Consider the following 18101-nt stretch of genomic DNA (forward strand, 5'->3'; position numbering starts at 1 on the left):
AATGTCGGCGCGTTCGCGGCGATCAGCCGTGGGATGACACCGATCTTCGTCGTCAACTGGATGACCGATCGGCGGTTGCACTTGGAAATGGACGGCGCGCACCCGATCGGGTCGGCGCACCATCAGAAGATCGTGGTGATCGATGACGCGCTCGCGTTCTGCGGTGGTATCGACATGACCGTCGATCGCTGGGACACCAGCGACCATCGCGACGACAACCATTACCGGACCGCGCCGAACGGCAACCGGTACGGACCGTGGCACGACGCGACCACCGCCGTGGACGGCGACGCGGCGAAGGCGATCGGCGAATTGGCCCGTGCCCGGTGGAAAGCGGCGACGGGACAGCAATTGGCGGCGGTCGGCGAGATCGCCGGTGACACGCCGTGGCCGCAGGGGTTGGAGCCGACGATGAGGTCGGTGGAGGTGGGTATCGCGCGGACTTTCCCCGAACTCGCCGACCGCGCCGAAGTCCGGGAGATCGAGGCGTTGTATCTGGCGGCGATCGCGCGCGCCAGGCGGTCGCTCTACATCGAGAGCCAGTACCTGGCCTCGCGCACCCTCGCCGAGGCGATCGCCGCGCGGCTGCGCGAGCCGGACGGTCCGGAGATCGTGCTGGTGCTGCCGCGTCACGCCGACGGGTGGCTCGAGCAGCAGGCGATGGACGGGGCTCGGCGCCGCTTGCTGCATCTGTTGTGGAAGGCCGATACCGGGAACCGGCTGGGCGTCTACTACCCCGTCGCCGAGGCCGGCGCGCCGGTCTACGTCCACGCCAAGGTGCTGGTGATGGACGATCGGCTGCTGCGGGTGGGGTCGTCGAACCTCAACAACCGTTCGATGGGCTTCGACACCGAATGCGATCTGGCCGTCGAGGTCACTCCCGCCACCTCGGACGGCGAACGGCTGCGCGACACCATCTCCGGTATCCGGCGGCAGCTGCTGTGCGAGCATCTCGGTGCCGACCCCGCGAGGTTCGACGCCACACTGGCCGAGACGTCGTCGCTGCTGCGCACCGTCGAGAGGTTGCGCGGCGACGGCCGCACGCTGGTGCGGTTCGAGCCGGAGACCGTCGAAGACGAGGAAAGCCCGCTCGCGGAGAACGAATTGATGGATCCCGAGCGCACGCCACCGAGCCCGTGGGACAACTTATCGCTGAGCCGGGGTATCCGCAGGTTGAAGACAGCGGTCGCGGTGCGCTGACCTCCGGCGCGAGCCGCGCGTGAGAGAGTGCTCGGATGACTGCGGTCATAACGCCAGGGGCGGGGCTGGTGGTGCTGTGCACGGTCATGGTCGTGAGCGCGGCGGTGGTGTACCGGGTCGCCGGGCTGGGGCGGATGTCGGTGGCGCCGCGCGCGGCCGTGCGGGGCGCGGCCCAGCTCACGGCCGTCGCGCTGATCCTGACCGCCGCGCTGGCGCAGCTGTGGTCGTCGTTGCTGGTGCTGGCGATCGCCGAGGCGGTCGCGTTCCAGGAAACCGCCGGTCACTACGTCATCGTCCGGGAATGAGCGCGGACGCCGCGCCGATTGGGCGCGCGGATACCGGGTAGGCCCCTGGCATGGAACTGTTGGTGATTCTCGCACTCGCGGTGCTGGTCGGCGCGGTGATCCTGTATCGCAAGAGGACCGGCAAGCGGCCCGGCGCACCCGAGGTACCAGGAAACGACGGCGAGTAGGAAGCGGCTATGAGCGCGATGGATCCCGATCCGGCGAAAACTCCCGATCTGGAACCCGGCGGTGGGGTGCCGCCCGGCTCCACTCCGCCCGACACGCCCCAGACCTCAGGGCTGTCGGCGCCGGAGCCGAGCACCCGACATCACTTTCCCGTGACCGGGGTGGTGGCGATGCTCATCGTGGCTGTGGTGATCCTGCTGTTCGTGGCCGCCGCGGTCGGCATCGTGGTGTCGATGCTGTGAGCCGCCACCGCGCGCGGTCGGCCGATCCATGGACCGGCCGACCGCGCGGGTCAGCGTGCCCGCATCCGTGCTCGCGACGTCACAGAATCGGCCTGCCGCCGGTGACCGCGATGCGGGCGCCGGAGATGTAGCTGCCGTCGTCGGAAGCCAGCAGGACATAGGTGGAGGCCAGTTCGGCGGGCTGACCGGCACGACCCAGCGGCGTGTCGTCACCGAATCGGCTGACCTTCTCCACGGGCATGGTGGCAGGGATCAACGGTGTCCAGATCGGGCCGGGCGCGACACTGTTGACCCGGATTCCGCGCTCGCCCAGCAATTGCGCGAGACTGGCGGAGAAGTTCGCGATGGCCGCCTTGGTCGCCGCGTACGGCGCCAGGGTGGGCGAGGGCATATCGGAGTTCACCGAGGAACTGCCGATGATCGACGAGCCGGCGGGCATGTGCGGCAGCGCCGCCTTCACCAGATAGAAGTAGGCGTTGATGTTCAGTTCGACGGTGTGCTCGAATTCCTCGTCGCTGATCTCCTCCAGGGTCTCGTGCGTCATCTGGAAGGCGGCGTTGCTGACCAGCACGTCGATCTTCCCGAATTCCCGCACCGCCCGATCGATCACGGCCCGGCAGTGCGCGGCGTCGGACAGGTCGCCCGGCACGAGCACCGCTTTGCGGCCCGCCGCCGTCACCAGGTCGGCGACTTCCTTCGCGTCCTCGTCCTCGTCGAGGTAGGAGATCAGCACGTCCGCGCCTTCGCGCGCGTAGGCGATCGCTACCGCCCGCCCGATGCCGCTGTCGGCGCCGGTGATGACGGCGGCCTTGCCGGTCAACTTGCCGGACCCGCGGTAGCTGTCCTCACCGCAGTCCGGCACCGGGGTCATCCTGGCCTGGACGCCGGGAACTTCTTGCTGCTGCTCGGGAAACCCCATGTCGGTCTCCTCCTTCTCCGCGTCGGGGTTACGGGTGGTTCACATGTCCTGTTTCTGGCGCCAGTCGCGCACCGCGTCGCGGGCCCGGTCGAACAGCGCCAATGGCGGCCCGGCCAGGATGTTCGCGGCCGCGGACTCCCCCGCGTGCGGGTGCGGGCGGGTGGGCGCCACGGCCTCGGCGGCGCGCACCGAGCCCGCCATTCGCCGCAGCTGATTGCTGGAGAACTGCGCGCGCAGCAAGGTGAACTCCTCGGTCTCCTCGTGCGCGGCGTGCTCGGCGACGGCGTCGGCGAACTTCGCGAGTTCGGCATCGAAATCGGGATGGTCCACCCCGAGGTCGTACAGGTCGGCCAGGGCGCGCTTGGCGGCGTTCTCCTCCTTCAGCCGCGGCTGCACGATGTCGGCGTCGGCGCCGAAGCGAGCCCGCCCGGCGACCGGATGCACCACCTCTTCCTCGGCGCTCTCGTGCACGGCCAGCAACCGCACCAGCTCGGTGAACAGATCCTGTTTCGCGCCGTCACCTGCCTTCAGTCGCGCCAGCAGCCCGAAGATCTCCTCGTGCTGGGCGGTCAGCAGTTCGACGACATCCTGATCGGTCATCGCACACTCGTTTCTGTCGCTACGGAATGAACTCCTGCACTTTGGTCTTCGCGCCCTGTGCGATGAGGTGCCACGCGTCCGGGTCGCCGCGCAGCACGGCTTCGGCGGTGTCCTTCATCTGATCCCAGGTCGCGTGCGGCGGGATCGGCGGCACGTCGGGGTCGCAGTGGACGTCGAGCACCACCGGGCCGTCGGCGTGCAAGGCGCTGTCCCAGGCCGGGCCGAGTTCCTCGGGTGTGCGCACGGTGATCCCGGTCAGGCCGGCGGTGCGCGCGAACTCGGCGTAGGAGACGTCGGGCAGGGTTTGCGATTGCTCGAATTTGGGTGCGCCGCCCATGGCGCGCAGCTCCCAGGTGACCTGGTTGAGGTCGTTGTTGTGGAACACGCACACGACCAGGCGCGGGTCGCTCCAGCGTGGGCGGTAGCGGGCGATGGTGAGCAGTTCGGCCAGGCCGTTCATCTGCATGGCGCCGTCGCCGACCAGCGCGATCGCCGGACGGTCCGGGTGGGCGAACTTGGCGCCGATGGCGTAGGGCACGCCGGGGCCCATGGTGGCCAGCGTGCCCGACAGCGACCCGCGCATCCGGCCGCGCATGCGCAGGCAGCGGGCGTACCAGTTGGTGGAGGACCCCGAATCCGCGGTGACGATGGCGTCCTCGGGGATGCGTTCGGACAGCTCCCAGACCACCCGCATGGGGTTGACCGGGTCGGCGTCCAGCAGGCATTGGCGTTCGATCGTCTGCCACCAGCGCGCGACGTTCTTCTCGATCCGTTCCCGCCAGGAACGGTCGTCCTTGCGCCGCACCAGCGGAATCAATTCGGCCAGCGTCGATCTCGCGTCGCCGACCAGGTTCACCTCGGTCGGGTACCGCATGCCGATCATGGTGCCGTCGATATCGATCTGCACCGCGCGCGCCTGTCCGAGTTCGGGCAGGAACTGGCTGTAGGGGAAGTTCGAGCCGACGATCAGCAGCGTGTCGCAGTCGCGCATGAGCTCGTAACTGGGCCTGCTGCCGAGCAATCCGATCGCGCCGGTGACGAACGGCAGATCGTCGGGCAGAACGTCCTTGCCCAGCAGCGCCTTCGCCACACCCGCGCCGGTGCGCTCGGCGAGCTCGACGACCTCGTCGGCGGCGGCGCGGGCGCCCTGCCCGATCAGGATCGCCACCTTCGATCCGGCGTCGAGCACCTCCGCCGCGTGCCGGATGTCCTCGTGGGCGGGAATCACTCGCGCCGAAGCCGTTCCGGGCGGGCTCGAGGGCACCTGCTTGAACGCGTGCTCCGGCGGCCGGTACTGCTCTTCTTGCAGATCCGACGGCAGGATCACCGCGGTCGGGGCGCGGCGCGCGGCCGCGATCCGGAAGGCGCGGTCCAGCGCGTTGGGCAGCTGGCTGGCCACGTTCACCTCCACCAGGTAGTCCGAGGCGACGTCCTTGAACAGGTTCTGCAGGTCGACTTCCTGCTGGTAGCTGCCGCCCATCGCGCTGCGGGCGGTCTGCCCGACGATCGCCACCACCGGAACGTGGTCGAGTTTCGCGTCGTACAAGCCGTTGAGCAGATGGATCGCCCCCGGCCCCGAGGTCGCGGTGCACACGCCCACCTTGCCGCTGAACTTGGCGTATCCGGTGGCCTGGAACGCCGACATCTCCTCGTGGCGGGCTTGGATGAACGCCGGTTTGTCGTCGGCGCGGCCGAAAGCGGCGATCAGACCGTTGATCCCGTCGCCGGGATAGCCGAAAACCTGCTCGACGCCCCATTCCCGCAAGCGTTGCACCACGTAGTCGCCGACCTGTCGAGCCATCGGGTTCCTCCTGTCCATGTGCCGGTGGCAGGGTCCGTCGCCGGGCGGGTACCCGGGCGTCGCGGCCCCAATCAGCGGGTGGCCGGTTCCTGGGCGGCGTCCGGCTTGTACAGCAGTCCGGGAAGCAGCGCCGCGGCGGCGGTGGCGGTCACCGAGCACGTGGTCGCGATGCCCCACCCCACCGGATCCAGCGGGCGGCAACCGAAGTAGGTGCACAGCCCCGGCGTCATCACCACCGCGCCGAGTACCGCGCCACTGGCGGCGGTGGTGATCCACACCAGCGGGCTGCGGTAGCCGGAGACCAGCGTCTGCCCCAGCTGGGTACCGATGAGCGCGACCAGGCCGATGGTTGCGGCGCGGCGTTGCGTGCCGGTCACGCGACCGAGGGTCCACGCGACCGACGCGCTGGTGGCGGTGGCGACGCCACGGACGCCGAGAGTGCGCAGCAGGTCGGTGCCCAGGTGCGCGCGCGGCAGGTCGGCGAGCCGTTCGGCCGCCCGCCGCGCCTGGGATCGCGGATCGTCGGCGTCGTCGGGGTCGACCGCGTCCGCGTCCCGCGCCAGCGCCAGCGCCATCGCCGGGAACATGTCGGTGAGCATGTTGACCAGCAGGAACTGCCGGGTGCCCAGCGGCGCCTGTCCGCTGACGGCGGTGCCGTACAGCGTGAACGCCACCTCGCCCGCGTTGCCGCCGACCAGGACGCCGACCGCGTCGGTGACCCGCTGCCACATGCCGCGTCCTTCGACGAGGGCGTGCAGCAGCACCAGCGGGTCGGGACGGGTCAGCACCATGTCGGCGGCATTGCGGGCGGCGACCGAACCCTGTGCGGCCAAACCGATTCCGACGTCGGCGGTGCGGATCGCGGCCGCGTCGTTGCTGCCGTCGCCGGTCATGCCGACGACGTGACCGGCGCGGCGCAGCGCCGCCACGATGCGCACCTTCTGTTCCGGAGCGACGCGGGCGAAGACCGTGCCGTGTTCGATCAGCTCCGCCTGGGCGGTCTCGTCCAGACCGTCCAGATCCGCGCCGGTCACCACCTGCCCCGCCTCGATGCCGAGTTGGCGGGCCACCGCCGCCGCGGTCACCGGGTGGTCGCCGGTGATCATGCGCACACTGATGCCGTTGCGCTGCAACGCGGTCACCAGCGGCAACGTCTGCGGGCGCGGGGCGTCGGCGAGACCGATGAAACCGAGCAGGGTGAGTTCCTCCACCGCCGCCTCGACGTCGTCGGGTTCGGCGGGCAGGTCACGCCGGGCCACCACCAGGACCCGCAGGCCCTGCTGGGCGAGATCGCGGACGGCCTTTTCGGCGCGCTCGCGCACCCGCTCGTCCAACGGGTGATCGGTGTCGTCCGACCGCACTTTGGTGCAGCGCGACAGCACGACCTCGGGCGCGCCCTTCACGATCAGCCGCAGCTTGTGGGCGGTGTGCCCGAGCGTGGCGGCGTAGCCGCGGTTGGATTCGAAGGGGATCTCCTCGATCGGATCCCAACGGCGGACGTCGTCGCCGAGCGCCTCGTCCGCGGCATCCAGCACCGCACGGTCGGTGGCGTGCACGATCGGGCCCTCGGCCGGGTCGGGGCAGGCGCGCGCCGCGGCCCGCAGCAGCCGGCGAGCGTCCTCGGAGTCGGTGTCCGGGGCCCACTGGGCGTCCAGGTCGGCGACCGTGGTCAGCCGCAACCGCCCTTCGGTGAGGGTGCCGGTCTTGTCGAAGCACAGGGTGTCCACGCGGCCCAGCGCCTCGACGGTGCGGCTGGCGCGCACCAGCACGCCGTGCCGGGAGAGCCTGCGGGCGGCGGCGAGCTGAGCGACGGTGGCCACCAGTGGCAGTCCCTCGGGCACCGCCGCGACCGCAACCGCCACGCCGTCGGCGATGGCGGTGCGCAGCGGCCTGCCGCGCAGCATTCCCAGCCCGGTCACGACACCGCCGCCGGTCAAGGTCAGCGGCAGGGCACGGTCGGTCAAGCGGCGCAGCTGCGCCTGCACGCCGCCTTTTTCCGGCGGGATCGCCCCGGCGGCGGCGCGGCCCGCTTGGGTGTCGGAGCCGACCGCCACGACGACCGCGCGGCCGGTTCCGTTGACCACGGTGCTGCCGTCGAAGACCATGCAGGCGCGGTCGGCCACCGCCGCGCCCGGCGTCGCGGGCACGTGCTTGTCGACGGTGATCGACTCGCCGGTGAGCCCGGATTCGTCCATCTCCAGGTCGTCGGCGCGCAGCAGTCGCGCGTCGGCGGGAACCACGTCGCCGGCGCGCAGCACGATCACGTCGCCGAGCGCCAGCAGGTTCGCGGGCACCTGGCGTTCGTCCGGTTCGCTCGCGTCCAGTTCGGTGCGATCGATCACCCGGGCGGTGAGCTGTTCGCGCTCGAACAAACGATGCAGCGCGTCTTCGGCGCGCTGGCGCTGCCACGCGGAGACCAGCGCGTTGACCGCGAGCACCGACGACAGCAGCACCGCGTCCGACGGCGCGCCGAGCACGGCGGTGGCGACCGCGCCGACCCCGAGGATCGGAGTCAGCGGATCGGACAGTTCGCGGCGCAACTGTCCGGCGAACGACGCCGCCGAGGCGACCACGCTCACGCCGGGGATGCGGGCCGCGGCACCGGGCTGGGCGCGCTCGTCCGGCGCGACAGGCTCGGGCAACCGGCTGAGCACCTCGTCGGGCTCCAAGGCGTGCCAGGGCAGCAGCGGGGCGAGCGTGGCCGGCGGTTGCGTGCGCGCCGAACGCCATCCGGTGTAGGCGCCGCTGAGCAGGCCGGTGTAGTGGGCGGCGGTCATGGGCGAGGACCTGCCCGCGCTGCCCGGGGCGACGGCCAGCAGCAGTCCGCCCAGCGCGGCCGCCGACAGGGCCAGCGAGCGGCCGCGTTCACTGACCTGACGGGCCGGGCCCACGGTGGCCAGTACCCGCAGCGCCTGCTCGAGATCGCGGCAGACCGCGTCGGCGGTCCATGGCATCTGCAGTGCGTTGTTCTCGCGGGTGGCCAGTCCGATGGCCACGTCGGCGAACGCCAGTGCCCGGTGCGCGCGGGGACTCAGCACGGCCACGACGTGACCGTCTTGCTGCAACGTGCGGACCAGCTTGCTCATCGAGCGCGCCGGAGAGACGAATTCGTCGGCCAGCGAGCGCAACTCGGCGGCGTCCTCCCCCGCGACGAGGGTGACGCGCAGGCCCGCGCTGCGGGCGCGGCCCAGCACGGCGTGGGCGCGCCGGTCGAGTTCCCGTCCGACCAGCACCCGCCCCACCGGTGTGCCGTTGTCGTGGAGTTCCCGCCACACCGGGCGGCGCGTCCCGCCCTGGTCGGCCTTTCCCGTCGTCGGGTGCACCAGCCGCCGGTGGCCGCCGGAAACCGGGGCGAGACCGCTGGCCCGCGAGTCGTCCTCGGCGTCCTCGGCGGTCTCCTGCTCCCACAGCAGTCGCTGGCTCACGCTCCACACCCGCGCGACCGACCATTCGGCATCGATGGTTTCGGCGTCGAGCACCGTCCGGCGTGTGGTGAGCAGCGACTCTCCGTCGACGACCAGCGCCGACAATCGGTCCAGCCGCCGCCAGACCCGCGGGTGGATCGTCAGCACCCCCGCCCGGCCCAGCACCGTCGAGACGATGGCGCCGTAGGCTTCCCGGCTGGCCCGTGCCGCCTTGGGCGCGCCGAGTTCCAGCGCGTCGGCCGCGCCCAGCAGGCCACGACCGCCCAGGATCGAGGTGACCGCGCCCGCGAGCGCGCCCGCGGCCGTTTCGTCGGCGACGCGTTCGATAGGCCCCTGCGGCATGTCCACCACGCGGGCCGGCGGCGACAGCGGTTCGCACACTTCCGCGGGACGCCGGTCGATCTCGGCCTCCCAGATGCGCCACTGCGCGTATCTGGTCAGCGACTCGGTCAGCGTGAAACTGCGGTGCACCGCGTCGACCAGCAGGTTCGCCGTCCCCGCCGCGGCGCTGTTGCCGAGGGCGTTGCCGATGGCGTTGGCCGTGGTCAGTACCAGGTCCGTGCGTGGGCGGCCGAGCTGTTCCTCCAGCCGTTTGCGCAGGCGGGGCTGGGTGTCGACGAAGGCGGCGGCCGCGCGCAGCACCCGGGCGGGCGCGCGCAGCGGCAGCACCGCGCTCACCGTGGACAGGCCGATCGCGCACACGTCGCCCGCGACCTGGATTCCGGCCGCCAGCAACGGTTCCCGATCGCCGGGATGCTCGCAGCCGCGGCTCCAGTCCAGGTCGCCGACGGCGGTGTCGGCCTCGACGGACTCGATCGCCGCGACCAGGGCGGGCAGGTCGGCCGCACCGTGCGTGAGCGCGGCGACGACGCGACCGGTCACCGCGTTGACCCGCCACCAGCGCACGTCGCGGCGAGTGTCCAGGGTTCGGTGCAGCGCTCGAGTGACGGCTTCGCTCTTGCCGGAGTCCAAGCCCCTGACCTCGACCGTGGCGCGGTCCTCGTAGAGGGCGACCCGGCGGCGCGACCGCAGCGCGTGCGGATCGACCAGCGCGGCCAATTCGTCGCGCAACTCCTCGTCGCGGCGCAGGTTCAACAGCGACGCACCCGCTCGCGCACCCGCCGCCACCACCTGCACCGGCGCCTGTGCCGCTTTGGTTCCCAGGTCGACGGCCTTCTCCACACCCGCACGGGCCATCTCCGCCGCGACGGAGGTCGGCGCCTCGAGCCACCACGGCGAGACGACTCCGCGTAGTAAAAAGCTCATACCCGGCGAGCTACCCAGGCACGGACAGAGCAAACCGGACCCGCCGCGGTCGCGGACGACCGCGGCTGGGTCCGGTGCAGACCCGCTGCGCCGGTCAGTGGGCGGTCGGGTCGAGGACGATCTTCACCGCACCGTCGGTTTTCTGCTGGAACATGGCGTAGGCCCGCGCGGCGTCGGTCAGCGGAAGGCGGTGGGTGGCGAAGGTCTCCACACCGAGCGGATCGCCGTCGCTCAGCAGCGGCATGATGTCCTCGACCCACCGTTTGACGTTGGCCTGTCCCATCCGCACCTGGATCTGCTTGTCGAACAGCACCCGCATCGGCAGCGGGTCGAGCATGCCGCCGTAGACGCCGATCAGCGAGATCGTGCCGCCGCGGCGGACGATGTCGATCGCGGAGTGCAGTGCCGCGAGCCGATCGATGCCCGCGGTGTCCATCACCTTCTGCGCCACGACATCCGGCAGCAACGCCGCCGAGCGCTGCGCCATCGAGGCGAGCGGTGAGCCGTGGGCCTCCATCCCGACCGCGTCGATGACCGAGTCGGTGCCCCGGCCGTCGGTCCAGCCGCGGACGATGTCGCCGACCGGCTCGTCGACCGACTCCAGGTCGATCACCTCGACGCCGCGTTCGGCCGCGCGCGCCAGCCGCTCGGGCACCCGGTCGACGCCGATCACGCGATAGCCGCGATGTGCCGCGACCCGGCAGGCCATGTCCCCGATCGGTCCGAGACCGAGCACGGTCACCGATCCGCCCTCGGGCACCGCGGCGTATTCCACCGCCTGCCATGCGGTGGGCAGTACGTCGGACAGGTACAGGAATCGCGAGTCGGGCGGTCCGTCGGGTACTCCGACGTGGGTGAAGTCCGCGTGCGGCACGCGCAGATACTCCGCTTGGCCGCCGGGCACCTGGCCGTAGAGCTTGGAATAGCCGAACAGCGCCGCGCCGCAACCGTATTTGCGGACCTGGGTGGTCTCGCACTGGGTGGGCAGACCGGTCCGGCACATGAAGCAGTCGCCGCAGCTGATCTGGAACGGGATCACGACGCGGTCGCCGGGCGCCAGCCGGGTGACGGCCGAACCGGTCTCGACCACCCGTCCCATCGGTTCGTGGCCGAGCACGTCGCCGCTGCTCATGTACGCACCGAGCAGTTCGTACAGGTGCAGATCGGATCCGCAGATGCCGCTGGAGGTGACCTCGATGATCGCGTCGGTCGGCGCCTCGATCCGCGGGTCCGGCACCGTCTCCACGGCCACTTTGCGTCGTCCTTGCCAGGTCACTGCCTTCATCCGGGCGCTCCTCCGGTCGGGGTCGGTACTTTCCCCGTGCTACCCGGGCACCCCTGCCCGAAACTTCGCCCGGTTTGCCCCACCGGCGGCAGGGTAGGCGGAAGCCGTGGACCATACACGAGCTCCTCTGCTGGAAGCGCTTGCCGACTATCACCGGCTGGGCCGGTACGGCTTCACGCCCCCCGGGCATCGCCAGGGACGCGGAACCGACGAACGCGTGCTGAACGTGATCGGCCGGGACGCCTTCGCCTCCGACGTGCTGGCCGTCGCGGGCCTGGACGACCGGCTCGCGCGCGGCGGCTACCTCACCCGCGCCGAGGCGCTGATGGCCGACGCGGTGCGCGCGGAATCCGCGTTCTTCTCCACCTGCGGCAGTTCCCTCTCGGTGAAGGCGGCCATGATGGCGGTCGCGGGCGGTCACGACGGCGGCCTGCTCGTCCCGCGCGACAGCCACAAGTCGATCGTGGCCGGACTGATCTTCTCCGGCGTGCAGCCGCACTGGATCACGCCTCGATGGGACGCCGAGCACCATCTCTCGCACCCGCCCTCACCCCAGCAGGTGCGCCAGGCGTGGGAGCAGCACCCCGACGCCGCGGGCGCGCTGATCGTGAGCCCGAGCCCCTACGGCACCTGCGCGGACATCTCCGCCATCGCCGACGTCTGCCACGAGCGCGGCAAGCCGCTCATCGTCGACGAGGCCTGGGGCGCGCATCTGCCGTTCCACGAGGACCTGCCGACCTGGGCGATGGACGCGGGCGCGGACGTCTGCGTGGTCAGCGTGCACAAAATGGGCGCCGGCTTCGAACAGGGCTCGGTGTTCCACCTGCAAGGCGATCTCATCGATCCGATCCGGCTCAGCGAATGCGCCGACCTGCTGATGACCACCAGCCCGAACGTGCTGGTCTACGCCGCGCTCGACGGCTGGCGCCGGCAGATGGTCGAGCAGGGGCACGAACTGCTCGGCGCGGCGCTGCGCGTGGCCCAGCAGGCCAGGCGGCAACTGGCCGAGATCCCCGGCATCGTGGTGCTGGAGGACGAACTGCTCGGCACCGAAGCCTCGCACGACCTCGACCGGCTCCAGGTGCTGATGGATGTGTCCGGCACCGGGGCCAGTGGCTATCAGGCCGCGGACTGGCTGCGCGAGCACCGGCGCCTGGACGTGGGCCTCAGCGATCACCGCCGCGTGCTCGCCACGCTGTCGCTGGCGGACGACAAGGACACCATCGACACTTTGGTCGACGGCGTCGCGGCGTGGCGCGACCAGCTGACCGATCCCCGCCCGCCCCGCATCCATCTGCCCGCGCCGCGAGACCTGCAGTTGGACACCGTGATGCTGCCGCGCGACGCGTTCTTCGGCCCGGTCGAGGCGGTGGACGCGCGCGAGGCCGTGGGACGCGTTGCCGCCGAGCAGCTCACCCCGTACCCGCCGGGCATACCGGTGGTGGTGCCCGGCGAACGGATCGACGCGGCGGTCGTCGACTACCTGCGCACCGGACTCGACGCGGGAATGAACGTGCCCGACGCCACCGATCCCGAGCTGCGCACGATCCGTGTCGTGGCCCGAGCATGAACCGAATCACGCTGTGAACAAGGAGTTGTCCGATATGGCCGCACCGACCGCCCTCGCCCTCGTATGCACGCTGAAGAAGTCACCCGCCGAATCCAGCAGCGACCTCATCGCCCGCCAGGTGCTCGACGAGCTCGACCGGCACGGCGTGCGAGGCACGGTGCTGCGCGTGGTCGACTACGACGTGCTGCCCGGGGTCACCGCCGACGAGGGCCTCGGCGACCAGTGGCCGTCGATTCGTGAGCGGATCGCGGCGGCCGACATCCTTCTGGTCTCCACGCCCACCTGGGTCGGGCACATGTCCTCGGTGGCGCAACGGGTGCTGGAACGGCTGGACGCCGAACTGTCCGAAACCGACGACGAGGGCAGGCCCGCGATGGTCGGCAAGGTGGCCACGGTCGCGGTGGTCGGCAACGAGGACGGCGCCCACAAGATCGTCGCCGACCTGTATCAGGGGCTCAACGACATCGGCTTCACCATTCCCGCGCAAGGGTGCACGTACTGGAACGACCAGGCCATGGGCGGTACCGACTATCAGGACCTCGACTCGGTGCCCAAAGCGGTGGCCTCGGCCACCGCGGCGCTGGCCAGGAACGCCGCCCACGTGGCGAGGGTGCTGGGCGCCCAGCAGTATCCGCCGGCCGGGTGAGTCCCGCGACCGCGCCCTCCCGCCGGTGACCGGCGGGAGGGCGCGCCGATCAGGCCAGCACCGCGTCGACCGTCTTCTTCAGCGCCGAGGGCTGGGCGGGCGAGGTCGGCGCCTTCTTCCTGAGTTCTTGCAGCCGCGCCCCGATGTCCTGAAGTTGTTTGCGGCCCAGTCGCTCTCGCACTTTCGGGAACCAGTCGCTTTCTTCCTCATCGATGTGGTGGTCGACGCTCTCGATCAGCACGGTGGTCTTGGCGGTGAAGTGCTCGTCGTCGGGCTTCATCGTCGCCAGCTCGGTGACCAGCACATCGGCGACATGATGCTCCTCGTAGGACTCCAGGATGTCGTCCTCGAGTTCGGGAACGAGTTTGCGCACCTCGGGGTACATGCACTCGTTCTCCAGGTAGGTGTGCACGGTGAGCGCCTCGATGATCTTGTTCACCACTTTCCCCTTGGTCTCGACGGCGTTCTCATCCGCCTTCTCGAACTCGCGGAACAGCTTCCGTATCACCTTGTGATCCTCGCGCAGCAGCACGATCGCATCGGTCGTCATCGCTATCTCCCTTGCTTCGGATGCCGGTCTTTTGCCGACATTCCCGGCGCTTCGCCGCCGAAACCCCGCGCCTGCCGTGCGGCCGGGCCCGCACCGGGCCGTAGGGTGGGCCCCGGACAGCACAGGAAGGACGCAGATGCCACACGCGGATGAGTACGCACACGAACTGGCAGAATTGGCGCGACGGTCGGAGATCACCGTGGCGGTCGCCGAATCGCTGACCTCCGGCCGGCTGTCGGCCACGCTCGGCGCGGCGCCGGACTCGTCCGAATGGTTCCGCGGCGGCCTGGTGGCCTACAGCTCCGAGGTCAAACGCACCGTACTCGGGGTGCCCGACGTGCCGGTGGTGTCGCGGCCGGCGGCCGAAGCGATGGCCACCGGCGTCCGCGACCTGCTGAAAGCTGTTGTCTCCGTCGCGGTCACCGGTGCCGGCGGCCCCGATCCGCAGGACGGTCAACCGCCGGGCTCGGTCTGGTTCGCCATCGCCACCGACCACGAGGTCCGCGCCTGGCATCGTCAGTTCGACGGCGATCCCGCCGACGTGGTCGCCCAGACCGTCGCCTGCGCGGCCGAGTCGCTGCTGGACACCGTCCGCGCGCTGCGCTCGGATCGTTGGCCCGCGTGAGCGGCGTTCACGCCGAACGGCGGTGCTTGCGGTGGCTGGTGTCGCAGAACGGGTAGTTCTTCGAGCGCCGGCACAGGCACAACGCCACCATGAACCGGTCGCAGCGGATCGTCCGGCCGTCCGCGGTCACCACCTCCACCGGGCCCTCGATCAAGGCGGGGCCGTCGGCGGTGAGCGTCACGCGGCGCCGCTGCTCATTGCCGGATGTGGTCGGCACGGATCACCACCAGATCTTCCATTCGCTGGCCGGGCTGGATGAGCCCGGCCGACTCCATCCACTGCGCGCGGCGGCGCAGCACCGGCCCGAACGGCACGGTCGCCCGTGCGACGATGGCGGCCTTCAAGCCTCGATCGCGCAATTGGTCCAGCGTCGCATCGGGATCGGCCAGCGTCGAATGCACGATCAACGCGACCCCCCGCGGTTTCAGCAGGGTGGGCAGCGCCGCGCACAACTGGTCGAGTATCGCCCTGCCGCTGGTACCGGCGTCCCAGGCCCGGGCGATGCCACGGGTGTCGGTGCCCTCGGGAGCGGGGACATAGGGGGGGTTGGCCAGCACCAGGTCGAACTCGCGCCCGCCGAGCACCGCGCCGAAATCCCCGCGCAGCACCTCGGCGCCGATGCCGCGCAATCGGCAGTTCAACCAGGCGGACACCACCGCGGATCGGGACACGTCCACCGCGGTCACCCGCGCCGCTCCCGTGCGCGCGGCGGCCACGGCCAAGGCGCCGGTGCCCGTGCACACGTCCAGCGCGTGGCCGCCGCGCGGGACGCCCGCCTCGGAAAGAGCGCGCACGAGCAACCAGGTGTCCAGCTGCGGCGGATAGACGCCGGGGGGTCGAATCAACATCACTTGTCGCGAATAGCCCGCTGGACGCGGCCTAATCGCCCCTGCCGACCGGTTCGCCGCCCGATTGCCGCAACGAGCTGCGATCCGCGCGCCAGGATGCCAGCACATGATCAGCGAATCGGTCCTCGAGCACGTTCGTCACCTGGATGCCGAAGACCACCGATTCGGTCAGCCCGGGTTCGCGCCGCAGCAGGTCGCCGATCACGCCCGTACGCATGATCTGCTCGTGCACGGCATCGGCTTCGACGTGCTCGCGATAGAACAGCACGCACGCCGGATCGGCGTCCAAACGCCGCAACGCCTCCACCATGCGCTGCGCACCGGGCGGCGAGGTGATCTCCACCGTGGCGAAATGGCCCACCAGCGCCCCGCGCCACGACCGGTGCAGACCGAACAGCGACATCATGTTCACCAGCGCCAGCATCGGCGCGGGCACCACGTCCAGATAGTGCAGGTACGCCGGATCCAGCCCTGCGCCGGCCAGCAGATCGGCGTACAGCTGCGCGTGCACGCGTTCGCCGCGTCCGCCGCCGAACTCGTCGAACTCCACCGCCACCAGCGAAGCCTTGGCCTGACCGCGCAATCGCGGAATCACCCAGGCGTAGGGGTCGGCCTCTTTGTGGTGGTAGATCGAACGATGCACGAAGTATTCGCGCATCTGCCACCACTCGCCCTCGTCGCGCAGGAACCGGCTGGGTCCGGCCGGGTCGGCGGGGGTGACCAGTAACTGGTCGAGTTCGGCGTCCAGATCCGCGCCGCCCGCCACGTCCTCGCGCAGCGCCGCCAGGAACCGCTGCTCCAGCGCCGCGCGCAGCCCGAGCAGGCCCGGGTCCCATTCCCATCCCTCGTCCACCGCCGCGAAGCCGTGATAGTGCAGCTCGTAGCAGGTGTGCAGGGCCAAGTGCAGATCCTCGCCGTAGGGGTCGAGCGGACCCGGCCGCGGTACCGAACCACCCGGTTCGCCGCGCAGCAACTCCACGATCGCCTCGGACAGCTCGCCGCGGGGCTGGGGCAGTTCGATCGTCTGGGCGTCTGTCATGACCGTCATAGGGGTCGCTTACCCCGGTCCGCCGCCGTTATCGCGGCTCGGCGCGGAAAGAATGGGACGAACCTCCCGCGCCGCCGCCGGGGCAGCCGGGGAGGTTCGCCCGGAATTAACCGTTCGCCTTCTTGTACGCCTCGACGACCTCGGCCGAGATCCGGCCGCGCGCCGAGACGTCGATGCCGTTTTTGCGCGCCCATTCCCGGATGACCGTGGCCTGCTCGCGATCGTTCGCCGAACGCAGGACACCGCCGCGCCCGCGCCGGGTACGACCGACTTTGCGGGCGTACGGAACCCACTGGTCGAAGAATCCGCGCAACTGACCGGCATTGTCCGCCGACAAGTCCATCTCGTAGGCCACGCCGTCCACGGCGAAAGATACGGTTTCCTCGGCCTGAGACTTGCCGTCGTAGTCATCGACCAGAGTCACGACGACCTTGCGTGCCATAGAGATAATCCCTTCGCGGTTACCGAGCGCGTGCAGTCGAAAAAACAATCCAGCCAGTAGATAACAGATCAGTTCCACCCCGCGAACAGCGGGGTCCCCTGCCGCGGCGTACAGCGTGCGGCGAACGGCACACCGCCGGTGACCGTGGAGCCTCACACATATTGCACGCGCACCCCGCGAACCAGCAAACCGCACGTCGCGTGACGCCGCGCCGGTACCGCGGCGGCGGCGCCCCACGACTCGACGCACCGGAGAGGAACCCGGACCTCGATTCGCTGTTGTCGCCGACGCCATTTCGCCGCGCCATCGGTGCGGCGACGTCATTGGTCCGAATTCCCGCCGCGGCGGACGGTTCGCGGCGCACTCTGTCCGATCACCGGCTCCGGTGCGGCCTTCGCCGGCAACGAATCGACGCCATTCCCGCGCCCGGCGTTTCCTTTTCACCGGGGTCGGGCTCGCCGTCGATATACCTGACGCTCGGTTCGCCGGTCAATATGACAATCCTGAGAATTCGGCGGCGCACCGCGACAACCGCTCCGCACACCACCCCGTGGGCGAGCCACACGGTCGGCGCTTTCCGCAGCGGCGCGGGCGCGGTCATCGATCCGTTCGCGGCCGAGGGATCGCGCGCGCAGTGCCTCGCGCGCGTCGCGGCGGACCGGACCTCCGGCTCGGCGGCGACCTCCTCCGACAGCCTCCGGCGAACTGCTCGGGCCGGTCCCCGCAGCTCGGGCATCGGCCCCGCCTCTCGGCTGGGGGCCGGTCCCGCCGACACGACCACGATGGCGTAACCGCAAGCGCGCCGACGCATTCCGCGCGTCGCACCGGAGAGGACGCCACCTCCCACAGCTGAGAAGACGACGGCGCGAGCGCCGTTTTAGTCTGGACGACGCTCGGTCCAGCCGGAATACTGGCGTGCGCCGGTTTCGCCGGAGTCGGCCATGCCGGGAAGGGCGCATTCGGTCGGCTCACCGTTGGAAAGAAGGGACACCATCTCCGATTCTGCAGACAGGCAGTCGGCCCGTTGAGAACGGCGGGGGGCCGAGTACCGTTCCGAACTCTGTCGAGCGAGTGGGGCATCCGCGCGACGCGGACCCCGGCAACGATTCAGATGTCGGCCGATTCGCGGAATTCGGCCAGACGAGCCCAGTGCACGAGCGGAAG

17 protein-coding genes are annotated in these 18101 nt (G+C 70.5%); 7 read left to right on the plus strand and 10 right to left on the minus strand.

Annotation, left to right across the window (positions count from 1 at the left end):
* The 3 genes from ON27_RS13765 to ON27_RS13775 all read left to right on the plus strand — a co-directional run.
* The coding region (locus ON27_RS13765; protein ID WP_043725733.1) for a phospholipase D-like domain-containing protein at window positions 1–1200 on the plus strand (1200 nt) is incomplete at its 5' end.
* Window positions 1201–1235: 35 nt separating this feature from the next.
* Window positions 1236–1505 (plus strand): hypothetical protein, encoded by a 270-nt coding sequence (locus ON27_RS13770; RefSeq protein WP_373282765.1) that lies wholly within the window; start codon window positions 1236–1238, stop codon window positions 1503–1505.
* Between the two features lie 176 nt (window positions 1506–1681).
* Window positions 1682–1912 carry a DUF6480 family protein gene (locus tag ON27_RS13775; protein WP_043725742.1) on the plus strand — a complete coding sequence of 77 codons (231 nt, stop codon included), beginning with the start codon at window positions 1682–1684 and terminating at the stop codon, window positions 1910–1912.
* 79 nt (window positions 1913–1991) lie between these two features.
* Here ON27_RS13775 and ON27_RS13780 read toward each other — a convergent pair whose 3' ends face one another.
* From ON27_RS13780 to ON27_RS13800, 5 genes are all read right to left on the minus strand, one after another.
* The gene (locus tag ON27_RS13780) at window positions 1992–2831 is read right to left on the minus strand and encodes an SDR family oxidoreductase (protein ID WP_043725745.1); all 840 of its coding nucleotides are present in this window, start codon (window positions 2829–2831) and stop codon (window positions 1992–1994) included.
* Window positions 2832–2870: 39 nt separating this feature from the next.
* Window positions 2871–3431: a hemerythrin domain-containing protein gene (locus tag ON27_RS13785; protein WP_043725748.1), complete on the minus strand. Its 561-nt coding sequence runs from the start codon at window positions 3429–3431 to the stop codon at window positions 2871–2873.
* A gap of 19 nt (window positions 3432–3450) precedes the next feature.
* Window positions 3451–5232, minus strand: a complete 1782-nt coding sequence (locus ON27_RS13790; protein ID WP_043725750.1) for a thiamine pyrophosphate-requiring protein — start codon at window positions 5230–5232, stop codon at window positions 3451–3453.
* A gap of 71 nt (window positions 5233–5303) precedes the next feature.
* Window positions 5304–9923, minus strand: coding sequence for a cation-translocating P-type ATPase (locus ON27_RS13795; protein ID WP_051046531.1), 4620 nt, complete (start codon window positions 9921–9923; stop codon window positions 5304–5306).
* 94 nt (window positions 9924–10017) lie between these two features.
* The gene (locus ON27_RS13800; RefSeq protein WP_043725753.1) at window positions 10018–11208 is read right to left on the minus strand and encodes a zinc-dependent alcohol dehydrogenase; all 1191 of its coding nucleotides are present in this window, start codon (window positions 11206–11208) and stop codon (window positions 10018–10020) included.
* A gap of 106 nt (window positions 11209–11314) precedes the next feature.
* Between ON27_RS13800 and ON27_RS13805 the strand changes: the two genes are divergently transcribed.
* Window positions 11315–12778: an aminotransferase class I/II-fold pyridoxal phosphate-dependent enzyme gene (locus tag ON27_RS13805; protein WP_043725755.1), complete on the plus strand. Its 1464-nt coding sequence runs from the start codon at window positions 11315–11317 to the stop codon at window positions 12776–12778.
* 34 nt (window positions 12779–12812) lie between these two features.
* A complete protein-coding gene (locus tag ON27_RS13810) occupies window positions 12813–13424 on the plus strand; it encodes a flavodoxin family protein (protein ID WP_043725783.1) in 612 nt (203 codons plus the stop codon).
* A 49-nt stretch (window positions 13425–13473) separates the two neighbouring features.
* Here the strand turns inward: ON27_RS13810 and ON27_RS13815 are convergent, their stop codons facing one another.
* On the minus strand, window positions 13474–13974 hold the full coding sequence (locus tag ON27_RS13815) for a hemerythrin domain-containing protein (protein ID WP_043725758.1): 501 nt from the start codon (window positions 13972–13974) through the stop codon (window positions 13474–13476).
* A gap of 136 nt (window positions 13975–14110) precedes the next feature.
* Between ON27_RS13815 and ON27_RS13820 the strand changes: the two genes are divergently transcribed.
* Window positions 14111–14599 carry a CinA family protein gene (locus ON27_RS13820; protein ID WP_043725760.1) on the plus strand — a complete coding sequence of 163 codons (489 nt, stop codon included), beginning with the start codon at window positions 14111–14113 and terminating at the stop codon, window positions 14597–14599.
* Between the two features lie 7 nt (window positions 14600–14606).
* Here the strand turns inward: ON27_RS13820 and ON27_RS13825 are convergent, their stop codons facing one another.
* From ON27_RS13825 to ON27_RS13840, 4 genes are all read right to left on the minus strand, one after another.
* Window positions 14607–14816, minus strand: coding sequence for a CDGSH iron-sulfur domain-containing protein (locus ON27_RS13825; RefSeq protein WP_043725763.1), 210 nt, complete (start codon window positions 14814–14816; stop codon window positions 14607–14609).
* On the minus strand, window positions 14794–15447 hold the full coding sequence (locus ON27_RS13830; protein ID WP_043725765.1) for a HemK2/MTQ2 family protein methyltransferase: 654 nt from the start codon (window positions 15445–15447) through the stop codon (window positions 14794–14796). The genes ON27_RS13825 and ON27_RS13830 overlap by 23 nt, the downstream gene beginning before the upstream one ends.
* A gap of 31 nt (window positions 15448–15478) precedes the next feature.
* Window positions 15479–16495, minus strand: a complete 1017-nt coding sequence (locus ON27_RS13835; RefSeq protein ID WP_043725768.1) for an iron-containing redox enzyme family protein — start codon at window positions 16493–16495, stop codon at window positions 15479–15481.
* 106 nt (window positions 16496–16601) lie between these two features.
* Window positions 16602–16937, minus strand: a complete 336-nt coding sequence (locus tag ON27_RS13840; protein WP_043725771.1) for a histone-like nucleoid-structuring protein Lsr2 — start codon at window positions 16935–16937, stop codon at window positions 16602–16604.
* A gap of 494 nt (window positions 16938–17431) precedes the next feature.
* Between ON27_RS13840 and ON27_RS42860 the strand changes: the two genes are divergently transcribed.
* Window positions 17432–17728: a hypothetical protein gene (locus ON27_RS42860; protein WP_157227179.1), complete on the plus strand. Its 297-nt coding sequence runs from the start codon at window positions 17432–17434 to the stop codon at window positions 17726–17728.
* The last annotated feature ends 373 nt before the right edge of the window (window positions 17729–18101 follow it).

The organism is Nocardia asiatica NBRC 100129 (assembly GCF_000308415.1).
In the GTDB taxonomy this organism is placed as follows: domain Bacteria; phylum Actinomycetota; class Actinomycetes; order Mycobacteriales; family Mycobacteriaceae; genus Nocardia; species Nocardia asiatica.